General features: G+C 72.5%; 15 protein-coding genes. 8 read left to right on the top strand and 7 right to left on the bottom strand.

Translation table 11 applies throughout. The annotated features are described in order from the left end of the window. Positions 1 to 94: 94 nt before the first annotated feature. Genes ACIP2X_RS33615 through ACIP2X_RS33600 form a run of 4 tightly spaced genes read right to left on the bottom strand, consistent with a single transcriptional unit; the run spans position 95 to position 5831 of the window. Positions 95 to 1255 carry an acyl-CoA dehydrogenase family protein gene (locus ACIP2X_RS33615; RefSeq protein WP_401680669.1) on the bottom strand — a complete coding sequence of 387 codons (1161 nt, stop codon included), beginning with the start codon at positions 1253 to 1255 and terminating at the stop codon, positions 95 to 97. A 6-nt stretch (positions 1256 to 1261) separates the two neighbouring features. Beyond that, positions 1262 to 2209: a hydroxymethylglutaryl-CoA lyase gene (locus ACIP2X_RS33610; protein ID WP_401680667.1), complete on the bottom strand. Its 948-nt coding sequence runs from the start codon at positions 2207 to 2209 to the stop codon at positions 1262 to 1264. After that, a complete protein-coding gene (locus ACIP2X_RS33605) occupies positions 2206 to 4206 on the bottom strand; it encodes a biotin carboxylase N-terminal domain-containing protein (RefSeq protein WP_401680664.1) in 2001 nt (666 codons plus the stop codon). The genes ACIP2X_RS33610 and ACIP2X_RS33605 overlap by 4 nt, the downstream gene beginning before the upstream one ends. A gap of 8 nt (positions 4207 to 4214) precedes the next feature. Next, positions 4215 to 5831, bottom strand: coding sequence for a carboxyl transferase domain-containing protein (locus ACIP2X_RS33600; protein ID WP_401680662.1), 1617 nt, complete (start codon positions 5829 to 5831; stop codon positions 4215 to 4217). Positions 5832 to 5918: 87 nt separating this feature from the next. Here ACIP2X_RS33600 and ACIP2X_RS33595 point away from each other — a divergent pair, with 87 nt between their 5' ends. The 3 genes from ACIP2X_RS33595 to tesB all read left to right on the top strand — a co-directional run bounded on the left by ACIP2X_RS33595 (position 5919) and on the right by tesB (position 8708). Then, the gene (locus tag ACIP2X_RS33595) at positions 5919 to 6509 is read left to right on the top strand and encodes a TetR/AcrR family transcriptional regulator (protein WP_401680659.1); all 591 of its coding nucleotides are present in this window, start codon (positions 5919 to 5921) and stop codon (positions 6507 to 6509) included. Positions 6510 to 6642: 133 nt separating this feature from the next. After that, entirely contained in the window at positions 6643 to 7800 is a 1158-nt protein-coding gene (locus ACIP2X_RS33590; protein ID WP_401680656.1) for an acyl-CoA dehydrogenase family protein, read from the top strand. A 35-nt stretch (positions 7801 to 7835) separates the two neighbouring features. Continuing rightward, a complete protein-coding gene (tesB, locus tag ACIP2X_RS33585; protein ID WP_401680654.1) occupies positions 7836 to 8708 on the top strand; it encodes an acyl-CoA thioesterase II in 873 nt (290 codons plus the stop codon). On the opposite strand, the gene ACIP2X_RS33580 is transcribed toward tesB, so the two are convergent. Continuing rightward, a complete protein-coding gene (locus tag ACIP2X_RS33580; protein WP_401680651.1) occupies positions 8662 to 9489 on the bottom strand; it encodes a phosphatase in 828 nt (275 codons plus the stop codon). The genes tesB and ACIP2X_RS33580 overlap by 47 nt on opposite strands. 87 nt (positions 9490 to 9576) lie before the next feature. Further along, complete coding sequence (locus ACIP2X_RS33575) at positions 9577 to 11337, bottom strand: helix-turn-helix domain-containing protein (protein ID WP_401680648.1); 1761 nt, start codon at positions 11335 to 11337, stop codon at positions 9577 to 9579. Positions 11338 to 11523: 186 nt separating this feature from the next. Between ACIP2X_RS33575 and ACIP2X_RS33570 the strand changes: the two genes are divergently transcribed. The 3 genes from ACIP2X_RS33570 to ACIP2X_RS33560 all read left to right on the top strand — a co-directional run bounded on the left by ACIP2X_RS33570 (position 11524) and on the right by ACIP2X_RS33560 (position 15724). Beyond that, on the top strand, positions 11524 to 12984 hold the full coding sequence (locus ACIP2X_RS33570) for a sodium:solute symporter (RefSeq protein ID WP_401680646.1): 1461 nt from the start codon (positions 11524 to 11526) through the stop codon (positions 12982 to 12984). An 83-nt stretch (positions 12985 to 13067) separates the two neighbouring features. Continuing rightward, entirely contained in the window at positions 13068 to 14042 is a 975-nt protein-coding gene (gene speB, locus ACIP2X_RS33565; protein WP_401680645.1) for an agmatinase, read from the top strand. Beyond that, positions 14039 to 15724, top strand: coding sequence for a thiamine pyrophosphate-binding protein (locus tag ACIP2X_RS33560; RefSeq protein ID WP_401680643.1), 1686 nt, complete (start codon positions 14039 to 14041; stop codon positions 15722 to 15724). Before speB ends, ACIP2X_RS33560 begins: the two co-directional genes overlap by 4 nt. 188 nt (positions 15725 to 15912) lie before the next feature. On the opposite strand, the gene ACIP2X_RS33555 is transcribed toward ACIP2X_RS33560, so the two are convergent. Next, on the bottom strand, positions 15913 to 16272 hold the full coding sequence (locus tag ACIP2X_RS33555; protein WP_401680640.1) for a peptidase inhibitor family I36 protein: 360 nt from the start codon (positions 16270 to 16272) through the stop codon (positions 15913 to 15915). Positions 16273 to 16546: 274 nt separating this feature from the next. On the opposite strand from ACIP2X_RS33555, the gene ACIP2X_RS33550 reads away from it, so the two are divergent. Both ACIP2X_RS33550 and ACIP2X_RS33545 read left to right on the top strand, forming a co-directional pair. Further along, positions 16547 to 17401 (top strand): serine hydrolase, encoded by an 855-nt coding sequence (locus ACIP2X_RS33550; RefSeq protein ID WP_401680638.1) that lies wholly within the window; start codon positions 16547 to 16549, stop codon positions 17399 to 17401. Positions 17402 to 17506: 105 nt separating this feature from the next. Continuing rightward, positions 17507 to 21211 (top strand): ABC transporter ATP-binding protein, encoded by a 3705-nt coding sequence (locus ACIP2X_RS33545; RefSeq protein ID WP_401680635.1) that lies wholly within the window; start codon positions 17507 to 17509, stop codon positions 21209 to 21211. The last annotated feature ends 3 nt before the right edge of the window (positions 21212 to 21214 follow it).

Below are 21214 nucleotides of genomic sequence, written 5' to 3'. Positions count from 1 at the left end.
GACAATTCGAAGGTAGGTTAGCCTAACCTCAGAACTTGTCCAGGGGGCGGGTCCTCCCGTGGCGCCGCCGTCCGTCGGCAGGGCGGGCGACGGATCAGCCCACGAGCCCCAACTCGCGGGCGATCAGCATCCGTTGCACCTCGCTCGTGCCCTCGCCGATTTCCAGGATCTTCGAGTCCCGCCACATCCGGGCCACCGGGTACTCGTTCATGAAGCCGTACCCGCCGTGGATCTGGGTGGCGTCACGGGCGTTGTCCACCGCGACGGTGGAGGAGTACAGCTTCGCCAGGGCCGCCTCCTTCTTGAAGGGCTCGCCCGCCACCAGCCGGGAGGCCGCGTCGCGCCACGCCAGACGGGCCGTGTGGGCCTTCATCTCCATGTCGGCGACCTTGAACTGGATGGCCTGGTTGGCGCCGATCGGCCGGCCGAAGGCGTGACGTTCCTTCGCGTACTTCACCGACTCGTCCACACAGCCCTGCGCCAGGCCCGTGGCGAGCGCCGCGATGGCGATCCGGCCCTCGTCGAGGATGCGCAGGAACTGGGCGTAGCCGCGGCCCTCCTCGCCCAGCAGGTTCGCCGCCGGGACCCGGACGTCGTCGAAGGACAGCTCCCGGGTGTCGGAGGCGTTCCAGCCGACCTTGGAGTACTGCGGCGCCACCGTGAAGCCCGGCGTGCCGGAGGGGACGATGATCGCGGAGATCTGCGGCCTGCCGTCCGGCTTACGGCCCGTCACGGCGGTGACCGTCACCAGTCCGGTGATGTCGGTGCCGGAGTTGGTGATGAAGCACTTGGTGCCGTTGATCACCCACTCGCCGGTCTCCGCGTCGAGCCGGGCCGTCGTGCGGGTCGCACCGGCGTCCGAGCCGCCGTCGGGCTCGGTCAGTCCGAAGGCGCCGAGGACCTCGCCGGAGCACAGCCGGGGCAGCCACTCACGCTTCTGCTCCTCGGTGCCGAACAGGTGCAGCGGCATCGCGCCCAGCGAGACGCCCGCCTCCAGGGTGATGGCGACCGAGGAGTCGACGCGGGCCAGCTCCTCCAGGGCGATGCCCAGGGCGAGATAGTCGCCGCCCATCCCGCCGTACTCCTCCGGGAACGGCAGTCCGAACAGGCCCATCCTGCCCATCTCGCGGACGATCTCGTACGGGAACTCGTGCCGCTCGTAGTAGTCGCCGATCTTGGGGGCGACGACCTCGTGCGCGAACTCCTCCACCGTGCGGCGGAGTTCTTCCAGCTCGGGGCTGAGGCGGTGGTCCATGATGCGTCACTGCTCCTGGTGGGAGAGGGCTCTTACAGTGCGGGACGGGCTGGGTCGGCCCAGTCGGCCGGCCATCCACACGCTGGTGGCGGTGAGACGGCCGAGGTCGACGCCGGTGTCGATGCCGAGGCCGTGCAGCATCCACACGAGGTCCTCGGTGGCGAGGTTGCCGGTGGCGCTCCTGGCGTACGGGCAGCCGCCGAGTCCGCCCGCCGAGGCGTCGACCGTCGTGACGCCGTGCTGGAGCGCGGCGAGGGTGTTGGCCAGTGCCTGGCCGTAGGTGTCGTGGAAGTGCACGCCGAGGGCGGGGGTCGGGACGCCGTCGGCGTTCAGCGCGGAGAGCAGCTCGGCGACGTGGCCCGGGGTCGCCACGCCGATCGTGTCGCCAAGGCTCAGCTCGTCGCAGCCCATGTCCCGCAGCGCCTTGCAGACCCGCACGACCTGGTGCACCGCGACGGCCCCCTCCCAGGGGTCGCCGAAGCACATCGACAGATAGCCGCGGACGTGCAGCCCCTCGGCCTTCGCGCGGGAGACGACGGGGTCGAACATGGCGAGCGCCTCGTCGACCGTGCGGTTGAGGTTGGCCTTCGCGAAGGACTCGGTGGCGCTGGCGAAGACGGCGACGCGGGTGGCGCCGAGGGCCAGCGCCCGTTCCAGCCCCCGGTCGTTGGGGACGAGCACCGGCAGGTCCGTAGGAACCTCCCGCACGAGCGGGAACAGCGCCTCGGCGTCCGCCAGTTGGGGCACCCACTTGGGGTGCACGAAGCTGGTGGCCTCGATCGTCGTGAGGCCCGCCTCGGCCAGCCGGTGGATGAACTCCGCCTTGACCTCCGTCGGCACCTGCGCCTTCTCGTTCTGCAGGCCGTCGCGGGGGCCGACCTCGTGGATCCGGACGCGGGCGGGCAGGCCCGGGGCCGGTACGACCATGGGGAGGGCGGGATCGGGGGTGCTCATGCCGTCTCCTCCTCGGTCGGCGTGATGACGGCGAGGACCTGCTCCATGGCGACGGTCGTCCCCGGGGTCACGTCGAGCTCGGCGACCGTCCCGGCGTGCGGGGCGGAGATGACGTGCTCCATCTTCATCGCCTCCACCACCAGCAGGCTCTGACCGGCCTCGACCGCGTCACCGACCGCGACCTTCACCACCGTCACTGTGCCCGGCATCGGCGCGGTCAGCGAGTCGGCACCGGCGTGCGCGCCGCGGGAGAGGGACGCCTCGACCGGGTCGTGGTCACGCACCTGCCAGGCCTCGCCGTCACGGCCGAGCCAGCTGCCGTCCGGCAGAGCGGCGAAGGTGTGGGCGACGCCGTCGAGCCGGAGAGTGAACCGGGACCCGGTCTCCGCCGGGGCCAGGTCCGCGGATGCCCGGACCGGGCTCCCGGCATCGCCGAGCAGCAGCTCGTACCCGCCGTCCGCCGCGGCGCGCAGCCGTACGGTCACCGGGTCGTGCCCCGGCACCCGCAGGTGGTGCGCCGTCCATGCCCGCTCGCCGCCCAGGCGCCAGCCCCGCGGGACGGAGAACGGGTCGACCCAGCCATCGCCGGGCGCGGGGGCGAGCGCGTGGTGGCGCAGCAGCGCCGCCGCCGCGTAGACCTCGTCCGGGACCTCGTCCGTCACGAGGCCCGCCACCTCCCGCTCGACCAGCCCGGTGTCCAGGTCGCCGTCGGCCACCGCCGGATGGGCGAGCAGCCGCCGCAGGAACCCGGCGTTCGTCGGTACGCCGAGGACGACCGTGCCGGCGAGGGCGGCGCGCAGCCTGCGCAGCGCGGTGGCCCGGTCGGGGCCGTGGGCTACGACCTTGGACAGCATCGGGTCGTACAGGCTGCCGACCTCCGTGCCCTCGCTGAGGCCGGAGTCGGTGCGCACGCCGTCGCCCTGCGGCTCGTGCAGGGCGAGGACCGTGCCGCCGGAGGGCAGGAAGCCCCGGTTCGGGTCCTCGGCGCAGACCCGGGCCTCGATCGCGTGGCCGGTGAGGGTGATGTCCTCCTGCGCGAAGGGGAGACGGTCGCCCGCCGCGACCCGCAGTTGCCATTCCACCAGGTCGAGCCCGGTGATCAGCTCGGTGACGGGGTGCTCCACCTGGAGCCGGGTGTTCATCTCCATGAAGCAGTACGCGGCCGGGTCGCCGCCGGGGACGATGAACTCCACCGTGCCCGCCCCGACGTACCCGCAGGAGCGGGCCGCCTGCACGGCCGCCTCGCCCATCGCCGCGCGGGTGGCCTCGTCCAGGAGCACGCTCGGCGCCTCCTCGACGACCTTCTGGTGGCGCCGCTGGAGAGAGCACTCGCGCTCGCCGAGGTGGACGACGCCGCCGTGGCCGTCGGCCAGGACCTGGATCTCGATGTGGCGCGGCCGGTCGATCCACCGCTCCACGAGGAGGGTGTCGTCACCGAAGGAGGCGGCGGCCTCGCGCCGGGCGGCGGCGATCTCGTCGTCGAGCAGGCCGAGGTCGCGCACCAGGCGCATGCCCTTGCCGCCGCCGCCCGCGGAGGGCTTGATGAGGACGGGCGCGCCCAGTTCGCGGGCGGCGCGGGCGAGTTCGGGGTCGCGGCCGCCGGGGACGACCGGGACGCCGGCCGCCGAGACGGTCTCCTTGGCGCGGATCTTGTCGCCCATCAGGGCGATGGCGTCGGCCGGCGGCCCGATGAAGACCAGTCCGGCGTCGGCGCAGGCGCGCGCGAAGGCGGCGTTCTCGGCGAGGAAGCCGTATCCCGGGTGGACGGCCTGGGCCTGCGTCGCGGCCGCGGCCTCGAGGATGCGCTCCACGGACAGATAGCTCTCGACGGCCGGCGCCGGGCCGATCCGTACCGCCGTGTCGGCCTCGCGCACGTGCCGGGCGTCGGCGTCGGCGTCGGAGAAGACGGCGACCGAGCGGACGCCCAGGGAGCGCAGCGTACGGATGACCCGGACCGCGATCTCACCGCGGTTGGCCACAAGAACGGTGTCGAACATCGGTCCCCTCACATCCGGAAGACGCCGAACTGGGGGTCTCCCAGGGGCGCGTTGGCGCAGGCGGTCAGGGCCAGACCGACCACCTGACGGGTGTCCAGGGGGTCGATCACCCCGTCGTCCCAGAGGCGGGCGGTGGCGTAGTAGGCGTTGCCCTGGTGGTCGTACTGCGCGCGGATCGGCGCCTTGAACGCCTCTTCGTCCTCGGCGGGCCAGGACTCCCCGCGGCCCTCCAGCTGGTCCCGCTTGACGGTGGCGAGCACCGACGCGGCCTGCTCGCCGCCCATGACGGAGATCTTGGCGTTGGGCCACATCCACAGGAAGCGCGGCGAGTACGCCCGGCCGCACATCGAGTAGTTGCCCGCGCCGTACGATCCGCCGACCACGACCGTCAGTTTCGGGACCCGGGTGGTGGCGACGGCCGTGACCATCTTGGCCCCGTGCTTGGCGATGCCGCCGGCCTCGTAGTCCCTGCCGACCATGAACCCCGAGATGTTCTGCAGGAACAGCAGCGGGATGCCCCGCTGGTCGCACAGCTCGATGAAGTGGGCGCCCTTCTGGGCGGACTCCGAGAAGAGGATGCCGTTGTTGGCGACGATGCCGACCGGGTGGCCGTGGATGCGGGCGAAGCCGGTGACGAGGGTCTGCCCGAACTCGGCCTTGAACTCGGCGAATCGGGATCCGTCGACCACGCGCGCGATGACCTCGCGGACGTCGTAGGGGGTGCGGGAGTCGGCCGGCACCGCCCCGTACAGCCCGTACGGGTCGGCCTTGGGCTCGACCGCCGGCCGCACCTCCCAGGGCAGCGGTCCGCGCGCGGGGAGGGTGGCGACGATGTTCCGCACGATCCGCAGGGCGTGGGCGTCGTCCTCCGCGAGGTGGTCGGTGACGCCGGAGACGCGGGAGTGCACCTCGCCCCCGCCGAGCTCCTCGGCGGTGACCACCTCGCCGGTGGCGGCCTTCACCAGCGGGGGGCCGCCGAGGAAGATCGTCCCCTGGTTCCGCACGATGACGGCCTCGTCGCTCATGGCCGGGACGTAGGCCCCGCCGGCCGTGCAGGAGCCGAGGACGGCGGCGATCTGGGGGATCCGCGCGGCGGACATCCGGGCCTGGTTGTAGAAGATCCGGCCGAAGTGCTCGCGGTCCGGGAAGACCTCGTCCTGCATGGGCAGGAAGGCGCCGCCGGAGTCCACGAGGTACAGGCACGGCAGCCGGTTCTCCAGGGCCACCTCCTGCGCGCGCAGATGCTTCTTCACCGTCATCGGGTAGTACGTCCCGCCCTTGACGGTGGCGTCGTTGGCCACGACGACGCACTCCCGGCCGCTGACCCGCCCGATGCCCGCGACGACGCCGGCGGCCGGGGCCTGGCCGTCGTACATCCCGTCGGCGGCGAGCGGGGCCAGCTCCAGGAAGGGCGAGCCTGGGTCGAGGAGCGTGTCGACGCGGTCGCGCGGCAGCAGCTTGCCGCGCGCGGTGTGCCGGGCGCGCGCCCTCTCGCCCCCGCCGAGCCGGGCGGCGGCGAGCTTGCCGCGCAGCTCCTCCACGAGGGCGAGATGCGCCGCCTCGTTGGTCCGCCAGGCCTCCGACGCGGGGTCCGCCGCGCCGTGCAGCTCCGGTGCCTGGTCCATCCTCGCGGTCCCCTCACCTTGTTAATGAGCGTTAACGCATTTCCTTCAGGTTAACGACCGCTAACCTCCCTGTCTAGAATTGCTTCCATGGCCACGCGAACCGACGCCCCGACCCGCCGCGAACAGATCCTCAAGGAGGCCGCGCGGCTCTTCGCCGAGCGCGGTTTCCACGGCGTCGGGGTCGACGAGATAGGCGCCGCGGTGGGCATCAGCGGCCCCGGTCTCTACCGCCACTTCCCGGGCAAGGACGCGATGCTCGCCGAGTTGCTGGTGGGGATCAGCGGTCAGCTCCTGACCGGCGGCAAGCGCCGGGTGGCGGAGGCGGACGGGGATCCCGAGGCGCTGCTCGACTCGCTGATCGAGGGCCACATCGACTTCGCGCTCGACGACCGCCCCCTCATCACGCTGCACGACCGCGAGCTGGACCGACTGCGCGACAGCGACCGCAAGATGGTGCGCCAGCTCCAGCGCCAGTACGTCGAGCTGTGGGTGGAGGTGGTCCGTGAGGTCTACCCCGGGCTGCCCGAGCCGACGGCCCGCTCCGCCGTCCACTCGGTCTTCGGCCTGCTGAACTCGACCCCGCACCTGGGGCGCCCCGGCTCGCTCCCCGGGCGCGGGGCCACGGCGGAGCTGCTGCACCGGATGGCCAGGGGCGCGTTCGCGGCGGCGGGGGAGTAGCACCGCGCCGTAGGGCGCCGTCCCCGGGGCGGGCGTGACGAGCGTTACGCAGGGACCGGTCTTGTCGGCGGTTCGTACTCGCCGGTACGGTGAGTGAGCAAGCGCTTAGACATGTGACGGTGGAGGTGGCGGCGTGCGCCGTACGGTGTTCAACGAGGATCACGAGGCGTTCCGGGAGACCCTGCGCGCCTTCATCGAGGCCGAGGTCGTGCCCGTCTACGACGACTGGTTCGCCGCCGGCCAGGCGCCGCGCGACTTCTACCACAAGCTGGGTGAGCTGGGCATCTTCGGCATCAACGTGCCCGAGGAGTTCGGCGGAGCCGGCATGGACAGCCACAAGTTCGAGGCCGTCCTGTACGAGGAGACCGCCCGCGCGGGCGTCCAGTTCGGCGGCTCCGGTGTGCACGTGCTGCTCGCCCTGCCGTACATCAAGATGCTGGCCACCGACGAGCAGAAGAAGCGCTACCTGCCGAAGTTCGTCACCGGCGAGGAGATGTGGGCCATCGCGATGACCGAGCCGGGCACCGGCTCCGACCTCGCGGGCATGAAGACCACCGCCAAGCTCTCCGAGGACGGCACCCACTACGTCCTCAACGGCGCCAAGACCTTCATCACCGGCGGTGTGCACGCCGACAAGGTCATCGTCTGCGCCCGCACCTCGGCGCCGCGCGAGGACGACCGCCGCTTCGGCATCTCCCTCTTCGCCGTCGACACCAGGTCCGAGGGCTACTCGGTCGGCCGCAAGCTGGACAAGCTGGGCCTGCGCACCTCCGACACGGCCGAGCTGGCCTTCGTCGACGTCAAGGTGCCCGTCGAGGACCTGCTCGGCGAGGAGAACAAGGGCTTCTCCTACCTCGGCCACAACCTCGCCTCCGAGCGCTGGGGCATCGCCTTCGGCGCCTACGCGCAGGCCAAGGCCGCCGTCCGCTTCGCCAAGCAGTACGTCCAGGACCGTGTGGTCTTCGGCAAGCCCGTCGCCCACTTCCAGAACACCAAGTTCGAGCTGGCCGCCTGCCAGGCCGAGGTGGACGCCGCCGAGGCCGTCGCCGACCGCGCGACCGAGGCCCTGGACGCGGGCGAGCTGACCCCCGCCGAGGCCGCCTCCGCCAAGCTGTTCTGCACCGAGGTCGCCCACCGCGTCATCGACCGCTGCCTCCAGCTGCACGGCGGCTACGGCTACATGAACGAGTACCCGATCGCCCGCCTGTACGCGGACAACCGCGTCAACCGCATCTACGGCGGCACCAGCGAGATCATGAAGTCGATCATCGCGAAGGACATGGGTCTGTAAGGTTCCGGCAATCGCCGGCCAGTAGAAAAGGTGCCATGAACGAGGCACTACAGGGTCTCCTCGATCTGCTCGACCTGGAGCAGATCGAGGAGGACATCTTCCGCGGGCAGTCCCGGTCCGCCGTCGTCCCGCGGGTCTTCGGGGGGCAGGTCGCGGCCCAGGCCCTCGTCGCCGCCGGACGGACGGTCCCCGAGGACCGGCACCCGCACTCCCTGCACGCGTACTTCCTGCGCGCCGGCGACCCGGGCGCCCCGATCGTCTACACGGTCGACCGGATGAACGACGGCCGCTCCTTCACCGCCCGCCGGGTCGTCGCGGTGCAGCACGGGCAGCCGATCTTCGCGCTGTCCGCGTCCTTCCAGAAGTACGAGGAAGGCTTCGAGCACCAAGGGGCGATGCCGTCCGCCCCCGACCCCGAGACGCTCCCCACCTCGCGGGAGCGGATGAGGGGGTACGGCCACCTGCCCGCGCAGGTCGTCGAGAAGTTCCTGGAGGCACGCGCCGCCGTCGACCTGCGCTACGTCGACGAGCCGCCGTACGGCAGATTCGGCGAGCCGCGTGAGCCGCACTCGCAGGTGTGGTTCCGCACCGACGGCAAGCTCGCCGACGACCCGCTGCTGCACGTCGTGCTGGCGACGTACGTGTCGGACATGACGCTCCTCGACTCCGTGCTGCTCGCGCACGGCAGGGGCGGCTGGGCCGTCGGCGACGTCGTCGGGGCCTCGCTCGACCACGCGATGTGGTTCCACCGCCCGTTCCGCGCCGACGAGTGGCTCCTGTACGACCAGGAGTCCCCGTCGGCGTTCGGCGGCCGCGGCCTCGGCCAGGCCCGCATCTGGACGCAGGACGGCCGCCTCGCCGTCACGGTGATCCAGGAAGGCGTCGTCCGGGCCCCGCGTCCTGGCTGAGCCCCGCCTCCGACAGCAGGTAGGCCGTCATCGGGTCGTAGTGGCGCGGGCTGACCACGTGGTCGTCGAGGGGGACCGTCACCTGGACGGTTCCCTCGGCCTCCGCGATGAACAGGGCCGGGTCGTTGCAGTCGGCGTAGCCGACCGAGTCGACGCCGTGCTGGCCCGCGTAACCCGCCCAGCCGTGGTCGGCGACGACCAGGTCCGGCAGCGGGCGGCCCTCGCGCTCCAGGGCGGTGAGAATGGCCTTCATCGGTTCGCCCGAGTGGGTGTGCCACAGGGTGGCGCCGTGCTCCAGCACCGCCACGTCCGCGAACTGCATGACGTATCCCTCGTCCGTCTGCAGCCCCTCCGGGATCACCACGATCTCGCAGCCCGCGGCGCGCAGCGCGGCCGCCGTGGCGCGGTGGACGTCCAGCAGGCCCCCGGGGTGGCCGGTCGCGAAGAGCACCCGCTGGCGGCTGTCCGCCGCCTTGCGCAGCCGGGCCGCGAGGCGCTCCAGCGCGGCCACCGTCAGCTCGGGGTCGATGGTGTCCTGGCCGTGCCGGTGCTCGGCGTCGTCGTTCACGCCGACCCGCTCCGCCATCACCGCGAGGACGTCCTGCTCGTCGGTCCAGCGGTCGCCGAGCTCCAGGCCGAGCCAGAAGTTGCGGACGCCGTTCGACAGTTGGCGGTAGTGGGAGAGGTTGTTCTCTCGCGGGGTGGCGACGTCGCCCGCGATACGGGTCTTCACAAGGTGCTCGACGAGCTCGGCGCGGCTGGGTGTCCCGGATATCGGCATGGCTCTTATTGTGCGGTACCGGCCCGGGCCCGTCCCCGGCGTCCCGCACGCTGGGACGTGGGTCACGCACCCGAGGTCGACCGGCCGTCACAGCTGCCGCAGCGCGAACCACAGCTCCATCCGTACGTCCGGGTCGTCCAGGTCCACCTCCAGCAGCGCCGCACACCGGCTGATCCGCTGCCGGACGGTGTTGCGGTGCACCGACAGGGCGACGGCGGTGCGGTCCCAACTGCCGTGCAGGGACAGCCAGGTGCGCAGGGTGTCGGTGAGGGCGGTGTTGCCCGCCACGGGGCCCAGCACCGCGCGGGCGTACGCCTGCGCCTCACCGGCCGGCACCAGGTCCGCCAGTGCGGGCCGGCCGCCGTGCCGGACCAGCGCCGTGCGGGTGGCGCGGGCCCGTGCCAGCGCACGGGCCGCCTGGGTGTCGGCGGCCGGCCACTCGCGCGGGCCGGCGGAGGCGCTGACGCCCAGGGTCCAGCCGGGTTGCGGGGCCGGTTCACGCTCGGCGGGCAGCAGGACGCGTACGACGTCCCGGGCGAGGTCCACCAGGGGCGAGCCCAGGGCCGCGCCGAGCGCCGAGGCGGCGACCGGGTCGGGGGCGTGCGAGTCCGGCCGCCCGTGGACGACCAGCCACCGTTCGGCACCGAGCAGCGGAGCCACCGCCTCCGGATCGGCCCCGAGCAGCAGCCGCACCAGCGCCGAGGAGCGCGCAGCGCCGGCGCCGCTGTGGTGCTCGCCGGTGAGGAGGGAGAGCAGCACGGAGGCGACGGAGGCGATCGCGTGATCGGCGGGTTCACGGCGCGGGGCGGCGATCCCGAGCACGAACCCCTGCCCGGCGCCGAGGGCGTAGGCGGAGAGGTGGGTGCCGGTCACGGTGTCGGTGGCGGAGGAGGGGGCGGGGCGGGAGGCGGCTGACGACGGGGCCGTACGTGGCGGGCCGGGGGTCGTGGCCGGTGCGGGGCGGGTGGTGCCGGTGGCCGGTCGTGCGGGGCCTGCGGCACGTGTGGCCGGTGGCGTGGGGAGCGGGGCACCCGTGACCGGTGGCGTGGGGCTCGTCGGGGGTGCGGCGGGTGGCGGGGTGGTGCGCGGGGCGCCGGGCTGTGCGGGACGGGTGGATGCGGCTGTGGCCGGCGCCGAGGCCGTCCGTGTGGGGGCGGGCGTCGGCACAGCGCCCCGGCCTTCGCCCGGCGGCGGGCGGTCGCCGACCGGGCGTACCACCCCCGCCAGCTCCTCCAGCGCTCGTCGTGCCTCGTCCGACGGGGGTCTGCCCGCGGTGGCGATCCGGGCGCCGTCGGAGCCGTACAGGACCGTCCAGCCCCCCACCCGCTGCGACAGCTGGCGCAGCACCGACGGGACGGGATCCGGACGGGCGGCGGCCGTGGCGAGGCCCTGCTGGGCCTCCGTCACCCGGCGCAGTTCGTCGAGGCGGGCGCGGGCGATCAGCTGCCAGACGGCGCGGGCGACACCGGAGAAGGTGGTCCGTGGCGGGACCTCCAGCAGGGGCAGGCCGTGCGCCTCGCACGCCTCGACCAGCGCCCGCGGCACCGTGTCGTGCACCGGGGCCACCCCGAAGCCGAGGGCCGCGCCGCCCGCCGCGACGATCCGCGAGACGTAGTCGTCGAAATACGTCCCCGGCGCGCCCGGCGGAATGTGCACCCCGGCCGAGAGGAGCAGCTCGCCGCCCAGCAGATACGGGTACGGATCGGACATCTCCGAGGTGTGCGCCCCGTGCAGCACTATTCCCGGGCCCGACGGTCCTGCGATCTGGCGCAGGGCGAGATCCTCCCTGGCCAGCAGGGCGGAAAGGGGCACGGGAGGAGTGGGCGGGAGGGCCGGCGACTCGGACATGGTGTGTGCGTTTCCTCCAGTCCGTTCCGTACGAATGGATGAAACGTACACTTCGCAGTCGCTTTCCGGCCACCTAAGGTCGGTCCAGACCGGCAGCCGCGGGTACGGGCGGATGTCCCCGCGCCGTCACACCGGACGACCCCCATCTGCACGACACGCCACCGAGAGTGCGCGAAGGAGGGCCCCATGGCCGTCGACTACATCGTGATCGTCGTCTATCTGGCCGGCATGCTGGCCATGGGCTGGTGGGGCATGCGCCGCGCCAAGTCCAAGAGCGAGTTCCTGGTGGCCGGCCGCCGCCTGGGCCCGGCCATGTACTCCGGCACCATGGCGGCGATCGTCCTCGGCGGCGCCTCCACCATCGGCGGCGTGGGCCTCGGCTACCAGTACGGCCTCTCCGGCGCCTGGATGGTCTTCACCATCGGCCTCGGCCTGCTGGCGCTGTCGATCTTCTTCTCCGCCCGGATCGCCCGCCTGAAGGTCTACACCGTCTCCGAGATGCTGGACCTGCGCTACGGCGGCCGGGCGGGCGTGATCTCCGGCGTGGTCATGTGGGCGTACACCCTGATGCTCGCGGTGACCTCGACGATCGCGTACGCCACGATCTTCGACGTCCTCTTCGACATGAACCGCACCCTCGCGATCGTCCTCGGCGGCTCGATCGTCGTCGCCTACTCGACGCTGGGCGGCATGTGGTCGATCACGCTGACCGACATGGTGCAGTTCGTGGTCAAGACGATCGGCGTGCTGCTGCTCCTGCTGCCGATCGCGGTCGTCAAGGCCGGCGGCTTCAGCGAGATGAAGGCGAAGCTGCCCACCGAGTACTTCGACCCGCTGGGCATCGGCGGCGAGACGATCTTCACCTACGTCCTGATCTACACGTTCGGCATGCTGATCGGTCAGGACATCTGGCAGCGCGTCTTCACGGCCCGCAACGACACGACGGCGAAGTGGGGCGGCACCGTCGCCGGCACCTACTGCCTGGTCTACGCGCTCGCCGGCGCCGTCATCGGCACCGCGGCCAAGGTGCTCTACCCGAACCTGGCCAGCGCGGACGACGCCTTCGCGACGATCGTCAAGGACGAACTCCCCATCGGCGTGCGGGGACTGGTGCTCGCCGCGGCGCTCGCGGCGGTGATGTCCACGTCCTCCGGTGCCCTGATCGCCTGCGCCACCGTCGCCAACAACGACATCTGGTCGCGGCTGCGGGGCCTGGTGCGCCCGTCCGAGCAGGAGCACGACGAGGTCAAGGGCAATCGCGTCTTCATCCTGCTCATGGGCGTCGCCGTGATCCTCACGGCCATCGCGCTCAACGACGTCGTGCAGGCGCTGACCGTGGCGTACAACCTGCTCGTCGGCGGCCTGCTGGTGCCGATCCTCGGCGGACTGCTCTGGAAGCGCGGCACGGTCCAGGGCGCGCTCGCGGGCGTCGGGGTCGGCGGCATCTCCGTGATCGTCCTGATGGCCACCTACGGCATCCTCGCCAACGAGCCCATCTACTACGGCCTGCTGGCCTCGCTGGCCTCGTACGTGATCGTCTCCCTCGCGACCCCGGCGACGGACGCCGCCGTGCTCGCCGCCTGGCGCGACCGGCTCGCCGGGCGGGCGCCCGAGCCCCGGTCCGAGCACGCCCCGGCCCACCAGTAGAGTCGTACGACAAGTAGTGCAAGCAGCGCATGTCGTCCATGCGGTGCATACGCGATGAAGCGTGAGAGAGAAGGCAATTCCCGATGAGCAGCAACGAGACGCCGACACCCCGCGGCCCCGTCGACTCGTCCCGCGTCCCGCGGTACGCCGGCCCCGCGACCTTCGCCCGGCTGCCCCGCCTCGACGAGGTCGGCACCGCCGACGTCGCCGTCGTGGGCGTGCCGTTCGACTCGGGCGTCTCGTACCGGCCGGGCGCCCGCTTCGGCGGCAACGCGATCCGTGAGGCGTCCCGGCTGCTGCGGCCCTACAACCCGGCGCAGGACGCCTCCCCGTTCGCCCTCGCCCAGGTCGCGGACGGCGGCGACATCGCCGTGAACCCCTTCAACATCAACGAGGCCGTCGAGACCGTCGAGGCGGCCGCCGACGACCTGCTCGGCACCGGCGCCCGGCTGATGACGCTGGGCGGCGACCACACCATCGCCCTTCCGCTGCTCCGCTCGGTGGCCAGGAAGCACGGCCCGGTGGCGCTGCTGCACTTCGACGCCCACCTCGACACGTGGGACACCTACTTCGGCGCCGAGTACACGCACGGCACGCCGTTCCGCCGCGCCGTCGAGGAGGGCATCCTCGACACCTCGGCGCTCTCCCACGTCGGCACCCGCGGCCCGCTGTACGGCAAGCAGGACCTCACCGACGACGAGAAGATGGGCTTCGGCATCGTCACCTCCGCGGACGTCTACCGCCGCGGCGCCGACGAGGTCGCCGACCAGCTGCGCCAGCGCATCGGCGACCGCCCGCTGTACATCTCCATCGACATCGACTGCCTCGACCCGGCGCACGCGCCCGGCACGGGCACCCCCGAGGCCGGCGGCATGACCTCCCGCGAACTGCTGGAGATCCTGCGGGGGCTGGCATCCTGCAACCTGGTGTCGGCCGACGTCGTCGAGGTGGCCCCCGCGTACGACCACGCGGAGATCACGTCCGTGGCGGCCTCCCACACGGCGTACGAACTGACCACGATCATGTCCCGACAGATTGCCGAGGCGCGCGCGAAGTGACTCACGACCACGACCTGGTACTCCGCCCGACGGCCGCGCAGACCTCGGCGGCCCTGAACCCGCCGCCCGGGCGCAACGGCGGGGACCTGGTCGTGGAGACGCTGGCCGGGCTCGGCGCGACGACGGTCTTCGGCCTGCCCGGTCAGCACGCGCTCGGCATGTTCGACGCCCTGCGGCGGTCCGACCTGCGGTACATCGGGCTGCGGGTGGAGAACAACGCCGGCTTCGCGGCCGACGCGTACGGCCGGATCACCGGCGAGGCGGCACCGCTGCTGCTGTCGACGGGCCCGGGGGCGCTGACCTCGCTGGCCGCGCTCCAGGAGGCGGCGGCGGCCTCGGCGCCCGTGCTGGCGATCAGCAGCCAGATCCCGACGGCGGGCCTCGGCGGCGGGCGGCACGGCTATCTGCACGAACTGCCCGACCAGTCCGCCTCGTTCCGGGGCGTGGTGAAGTCGGTCCACACCGTGCGCACCCAGTCCCAGATCCCCTCCGCCGTCGCGGCCGCCTGGAAGTCGGCGCTGACCGCCCCGCACGGGCCGGTGTGGGTGGAGATCCCGCAGGACGTGCTGCTCGCCGAGACGTCCGTGCCGGTCGTGACCGGCGGCGACGCCTTCCCCGAGGAGCTGCCGCCGCGCCCCGAACTCACGGCCGTGGCGGCCCACCTGCTCTCGAACGCGGCCCGCCCGGCGATCATCGCGGGCGGCGGGGTTGTCCGGGCCGACGCGTCGAAGAAGCTCCGCCGGCTCGCGGAGACGCTCGCGGCGCCGGTCGTCACGACCCCCGGCGGCAAGGGCGCCTTCCCCTGGACGCACCCGTTGTCGTTGCAGTCCTGGATCGAGGACCGGCACACCACCGACTTCCTGGAGGACGCGGACGTCCTCCTCGTCGTCGGCTCCGGCCTCGGTGAACTCTCCTCCAACTACCACACGTTCAAGCCGCGCGGCCGGGTGATCCAGATCGAGGCCGACCTCGGCAAGCTGGAGTCCAACCACCCGGCGCTGGGCATCCACGCGGACGCGCGCCTCGCCCTGCAGGCGCTGCTGGAGACGGTGACGGAGCGGCAGGACCCGGCGGCGCCGCAGCGCGTGCGCGAGGTCCTCACGAAGGTCGCCGACCGCATCGCCTCCCAGGAACTCACCCTGGAACAGGACGTGCTGGCGTCCGTCCGGCGCGCGCTGCCGGCCGACTCCCCGTCCTTCTGGGACATGACGATCCTCGCGTACTGGGCCTGGTCGGCCTTCGACGCCAAGGGCCCCAACACCATGCACTCCGCCCAGGGCGCGGGCGGCCTCGGCTACGGCTTCCCGGCGGCGCTGGGCGCGGCGGCCGCCGACCCGACCCGCCCGGTGCTCGCGGTGTCGGGCGACGGCGGCGCGCTGTACTCGATCGCCGAACTGGCGACCGCCCGGCAGTACGACCTGAACGTCACCTGGCTGATCGTCGACGACGGGGGCTACGGCATCCTGCGCGAGTACATGACCGACGCCTTCGGCCGGCCCACGGCGACGGAACTGACCCGTCCCGACTACGTGGCGCTCGCGGAGTCCTTCGGCGTCCCGGGAACCCGCACGACGCCGGAGAACCTGGAGGCCGACCTGACGAAGGCACTGGCGTCCCCGGGCCCGTCGGTGGTCGTCCTCCCGGCGGTCCTGCGCATGTTCGCCCCCACACACCTGGCCTGACCCCCGGACGCCACCCCACCCGCAACCCCGGCACGCCTTCCCCTGTCGGCCTCCGGCGACCTCGCCGGCGCGGCCCAGGGGCGTCCCCGGGACCGGGCGGCTCCGGTGACGCCGCACCTCCGGGCCCGGGTGGCCCCGAAGGCGCGGTGGCGGGGCCCGGTGTGGGCGCCCGTGTCAGCGGGACCGGGTCAGCAGGCGCCCGGGCCGACGCCGTCGATGCGGCCGCCGAAGTCGCCTAGGTAGCGGGAGCGCCAGTCGCCGTTGAAGACGTCGCGCTTCTCGACCGGGCTCCAGTTGATGAAGCAGGCGCGGGTGCTCGCCACGACCGAGCCGACGTGGTCGTGCAGGCGGGGCGGCATGTCGCGGTAGCCGCTGCGGGCCGTCCATTCCCAGTAGTCGCCGCCGAATCCCTCCCCGCTCCAGAAGCAGACCGACCCGTCGGGGCAGGCGGGCGGCGCGGCGGCCTCGGCGGCGACCGCGCCCTGGGACGGCAGGACGAGCGCGGTCAGCGCGAGCGCGGCGGCGACGGACCAGGAACGAAGCTTCATGAGTCTCCTCGGACGGCTGTGGTGCGCCCCGGCGGAGTTGCCGGGGCACCTCGCCATCGTCCCGAGGGGGTACGGCGGCATGCCCGGCCGCCGGGGCCGCACACCACCTCATGGGAGGAATCGGAGGCACGGACCGGGGAGCGCGCAGCCACCGGTTCGCCTCCCCTCGCTCCGCGGCGGCCTGCGGCCCTCCGACCGCCCCTGAGCGCGCGCGGACATGTGTTCCTGGGAACGCATGTACAACCTTCGGTCACCCATTCGGGTCAGAACCGGCATGACTTTCCTCAGACCCCGGCGTACGGGACTGCTCGCCGCAGCCCTCGGTGCCGGACTTCTCGTCCCGGTCGTCGCCGCCGCGTCCCCCGCGGCCGCCGCGCCCGCGCCCACCGTCAGCTGCACCTCCGCCAAGGCGGGGCTCGCCGCCAAGCTGAAGAAGGACATCACGGCCGCCCTCGCGAACCGCAAGGGCACCGTCGCCGTCGGCCTCTACGACCGCACCACCAGGACGACCTGCACCCTGCGGTCCACCACCGCCTACGACTCGGCCAGCGTCGTCAAGGTCACCGTGCTCGCCGCGCTGCTGTGGGACGCGAAGAAGCACGGCCGCTACCTCACCGCCCGCGAGACCTCCCTCGCCACGGCCATGATCACCAAGTCGGACAACGCGGCGACCAGCACGCTCTGGCGGCAGCTGGGCCTGACGAAGATCAAGGGCTTCCTGTCCGCCGCCGGGATGACGCAGACCAAGCCCGGCGCCGACGGCTACTGGGGCCTGACCCGGATCACGGTCACCGACGAGCAGAAGCTGCTCAAGCTCGTCACCGCCAAGAACACCGTGCTCAGCGACAACTCCCGCGCCTACATCCTGAAGCTGATGGGCCAGGTGGTCTCCTCCCAGCGCTGGGGGACGCCCTACGGGGTGCCGTCCGGGGTCTCCGTCGCCGTCAAGAACGGCTGGCTGCAGCGGGCCACCTACGGCTGGCGCGTGCACAGCGTCGGGGCCTTCAAGGGCCGTGGCCACGACTACATGATCACCGTGCTCACCCACGGCAACAGCACCATGAACTACGGCGTCGCGACCATCCAGGGCGTGGCCAAGGTCGTCCACAGGGACCTCGCCGCGTCCTGAACAGACCTCGAGATCATCGCGGCGGGATGAAATCGGGGCCCGTCCGTGTTGGTGCCTTCCGGTAGATCAGGACGATCGGCAGGATCAGGACCGGAGGGCACCGGCGTGGGACCGCAACGGGGATGGGCACGACGGCTGTGGGGCTACGCCTGGCGCTATCGGAAGGACGTGGTCCTGGCCCTCGGATCCTCCCTGGCCGGCATGGCCGTCATGGCCCTCGTCCCCCTGATCACCAAGGTGATCATCGACGACGTGGTCGGGGACCGGACCCGCGCCATGACACCCTGGGCCGCCGCGCTCATCGGCGCCGCCCTGCTCGTCTACGTCCTCACCTACATCCGCCGCTACTACGGCGGCCGGGTCGCCCTGGACGTCCAGCACGACCTGCGCACGGACATGTACGACACGATCACCCGGCTCGACGGGCGCCGCCAGGACGAGCTGTCGACGGGCCAGGTCGTCGGGCGGGCCACCAGCGACCTCCAGCTGATCCAGGGCCTGCTCTTCATGCTCCCGATGACCATCGGGAACCTCCTGCTCTTCGTCATCTCCCTGGTGATCATGGCGTGGCTGTCACCGCCGCTCACCCTGGTGGCGCTGGCCGTCGCCCCGGCCCTGTGGTTCATCGCCAAGCGCAGCCGCAGCAAGCTGCACCCCGCCACCTGGTACGCCCAGGCCCAGGCCGCCGCCGTCGCGGGCGTCGTCGACGGCGCCGTCACCGGCGTACGCGTGGTGAAGGGGTTCGGGCAGGAGGAGCAGGAGACCGGCAAGCTCAGAGAGGTCGGCAGGAAGCTGTTCGCGGGGCGCCTGCGCACCATCCGGCTGAACTCCAGGTACACCCCCGCCCTCCAGGCCGTCCCCGCCCTCGGCCAGGTCGCGATGCTCGCCCTCGGTGGCTGGCTGGCCGTGCGCGGCCACATCACGCTCGGCACCTTCGTCGCCTTCTCCACCTACCTCGCCCAGCTCGTCGGCCCGGTCCGGATGCTCGCCGTGGTCCTCACCGTCGCCCAGCAGGCCCGCGCCGGCACCGAACGCGTCCTGGAGCTGATCGACACCGAGCCGTCGCTGCGGGACGGGACCCACGACCTCCCCGCCGACGCCCCCGCCACCGTCGAGTTCGACGACGTCTCCTTCGGGTACGACGCCGGCAAGCCGGTGCTCGACGGCCTGAGCTTCGAGATCCGCCCCGGCGAGACCCTCGCGGTCGTCGGCTCCTCCGGCTCCGGAAAGTCGACGGTCTCCCTCCTCCTGCCGCGCTTCTACGACGTCGGCCGCGGCGCCGTCCTGATCGGCGGCCACGACGTCCGCGAACTCACCCTCGACTCGCTCAGGGCCGCGATCGGCCTGGTCCCCGAGGACTCGTTCCTCTTCTCGGACACGGTCCGCAACAACATCGCCTACGGACACCCGGACGCCACCGACGCCCAGATCGAGGCCGCCGCCCGCGCCTCCCAGGCGGACCGCTTCATCCGGGAACTCCCGCACGGCTACGACACCACGGTCGGCGAGCACGGACTGACCCTCTCCGGCGGCCAGCGCCAGCGCATCGCCCTGGCCCGCGCCCTGCTCACCGACCCGCGTCTGCTCGTCCTCGACGACGCCACCTCCGCCGTCGACGCCCAGGTCGAGCACGAGATCCACGAGGCGCTGGGGCATGTGATGGAGGGCCGCACGACCCTGCTCATCGCCCACCGGCGCTCCACGCTCAACCTCGCCGACCGCATCGCCGTCCTGGACGCCGGCCGGCTCGCCGACATCGGCACCCACGACGAGCTCCAGAAACGCTCGGCCCTCTACCGCCGCCTGCTCACCGACCCCGACGAACTCGGTGCCGTCTCCCCGGGCCACGCCCTGCCCGCCGCGCCCCCGGAGGACACCTCCGTCCGTGAGGAGCTGGACGCCGAGTTCGACGCCGAGCGCGGCGTCACGCCCCACCTGTGGACCGGTGACCGCGAGCCCAAGGACGCCGCTCTTACCGGCACCCCCGCCACCCCGGAGCTGCTCGCCCAGGTCGACGCACTGCCCCCGGCCACCGAGACCCCCGGCGTCGACGAGGCCCGCGCCGTGCGGCCCGAGCGCTCCTACGGGCTGAAGCGGCTGCTGCGGGGCTTCGGCGCGCCCCTGCTGATCAGCCTCGGCCTGGTGGCCGTCGACGCGGGCATGGGCCTGCTGCTGCCCGTGCTGATCCGGCACGGCATCGACAGCGGTGTCACCAAGGTCGCCCTCGGCGCGGTCTGGGCCGCCTCGTTGCTCGCCCTGTTCGCCGTCCTCGCCCAGTGGGTGGCGCAGATCGGCGAGACCCGGATGACCGGCCGCACCGGTGAACGGGTGCTCTACTCGCTGCGGTTGAAGATCTTCGCCCAGCTTCAGCGGCTCGGACTCGACTACTACGAGCGCGAGTTGACGGGCCGGATCATGACCCGGATGACGACGGACGTGGACGCCCTGTCGACGTTCCTCCAGACGGGCCTCGTCACGGCCTTCGTCTCCGTGGTCACCTTCTTCGGGATCATGGGCGCCCTGCTGGTGATCGACGTCCAGCTCGCGTTCGTCGTCTTCGCCACGCTCCCGCCGCTGATCATCGCCACGTACTTCTTCCGCAGGGCCAGCGTGAAGGCCTACGAGCTCGCCCGTGAGCGGGTATCGACGGTCAACGCCGACCTCCAGGAGACGGTCTCCGGGCTGCGGATCGTGCAGGCGTTCCGGCGCGAGGGGGACGGCGGGCGGCGGTTCGCCGAGCGCAGCGACAGCTACCGGCAGGCCCGCATACGCGGCCAGTGGCTGATCTCCGTCTACTTCCCCTTCGTGCAGTTCCTGTCCTCGGTCGCCGCGGCGGCCGTGCTCTACGCGGGCGCCGGGCGGGTGGAGGCGGCCACCCTCACCACGGGCGCGCTGGTGGCCTACCTGCTCTACATCGATCTGTTCTTCGCCCCCGTCCAGCAGCTCTCCCAGGTCTTCGACGGCTACCAGCAGGCGTCCGTCTCGCTCGGCCGGATCCAGGAGCTGCTGCGGGAGCCGACGTCGACGAAGTCCGCCGACGAACCCCGCGAAGTCCTGTCCCTGCGGGGCGACATCGCCTTCGAGGACGTGCACTTCTCCTACGGCGACGAGGAGGAGGCCCTCGGCGGCATCGACCTCACCGTTCCCGCCGGGCAGACCGTCGCGTTCGTCGGCGAGACCGGCGCGGGCAAGTCGACGCTGGTGAAGCTGGTGGCGCGGTTCTACGACCCGACCGGCGGCCGGGTCACCGTCGACGGCGCCGATCTGCGGGACCTCGACATCACCTCGTACCGGCACCGCCTGGGCGTCGTGCCGCAGGAGGCGTACCTCTTCCCCGGCACCGTGCGTGACGCCATCGCCTACGGCCGCCCGGACGCCACCGACGCCGCGGTGGAGGCGGCGGCCCGCGCGGTCGGGGCGCACGAGATGATCGCGACCCTGGAGGGCGGTTACCTCCACGAGGTCGCCGAGCGCGGCCGCAACCTCTCCGCCGGTCAGCGCCAGCTGATCGCGCTGGCCCGCGCCGAACTGGTCGACCCGGACGTGCTGCTCCTGGACGAGGCGACGGCCGCGCTGGACCTGGCGACCGAGGCACAGGTCAACCAGGCGACGGACCGGCTGACCGGCCGCCGTACGACGCTCGTCGTCGCGCACCGGCTGACCACCGCCGCGCGCGCGGACCGGGTCGTGGTGATGGACCACGGCCGGGTGGTGGAGGACGGCACGCACGAGGAACTGCTCGGCCGCGGCGGCAGATACGCGGCCCTGTGGCGCACCTTCATCGGCGAGGAGGCCCCGGCGGTGGCCTGACGG

The sequence above is a fragment of the Streptomyces sp. NPDC089424 genome (assembly GCF_044749345.1).
GTDB lineage: Bacteria > Actinomycetota > Actinomycetes > Streptomycetales > Streptomycetaceae > Streptomyces.
The sequence above is the reverse complement of the archived record's forward strand: the minus strand, read 5'-3'. Positions and strand labels throughout refer to the sequence as shown.

Excerpts from the sequence above, each read along its gene's own strand:
- ACIP2X_RS33600 (WP_401680662.1), bottom strand. The coding sequence starts at position 5,831 with ATGGACCAGGCACCGGAGCTGCACGGCGCGGCGGACCCCGCGTCGGAG.
- ACIP2X_RS33575 (WP_401680648.1), bottom strand. The coding sequence starts at position 11,337 with ATGTCCGAGTCGCCGGCCCTCCCGCCCACTCCTCCCGTGCCCCTTTCC.
- tesB (WP_401680654.1), top strand. The coding sequence starts at position 7,836 with ATGAACGAGGCACTACAGGGTCTCCTCGATCTGCTCGACCTGGAGCAG.
- ACIP2X_RS33610 (WP_401680667.1), bottom strand. The coding sequence starts at position 2,209 with ATGAGCACCCCCGATCCCGCCCTCCCCATGGTCGTACCGGCCCCGGGC.
- ACIP2X_RS33580 (WP_401680651.1), bottom strand. The coding sequence starts at position 9,489 with ATGCCGATATCCGGGACACCCAGCCGCGCCGAGCTCGTCGAGCACCTT.
- speB (WP_401680645.1), top strand. The coding sequence starts at position 13,068 with ATGAGCAGCAACGAGACGCCGACACCCCGCGGCCCCGTCGACTCGTCC.
- ACIP2X_RS33550 (WP_401680638.1), top strand. The coding sequence starts at position 16,547 with ATGACTTTCCTCAGACCCCGGCGTACGGGACTGCTCGCCGCAGCCCTC.
- ACIP2X_RS33605 (WP_401680664.1), bottom strand. The coding sequence starts at position 4,206 with ATGTTCGACACCGTTCTTGTGGCCAACCGCGGTGAGATCGCGGTCCGG.
- ACIP2X_RS33570 (WP_401680646.1), top strand. The coding sequence starts at position 11,524 with ATGGCCGTCGACTACATCGTGATCGTCGTCTATCTGGCCGGCATGCTG.
- ACIP2X_RS33595 (WP_401680659.1), top strand. The coding sequence starts at position 5,919 with ATGGCCACGCGAACCGACGCCCCGACCCGCCGCGAACAGATCCTCAAG.
- ACIP2X_RS33555 (WP_401680640.1), bottom strand. The coding sequence starts at position 16,272 with ATGAAGCTTCGTTCCTGGTCCGTCGCCGCCGCGCTCGCGCTGACCGCG.
- ACIP2X_RS33615 (WP_401680669.1), bottom strand. The coding sequence starts at position 1,255 with ATGGACCACCGCCTCAGCCCCGAGCTGGAAGAACTCCGCCGCACGGTG.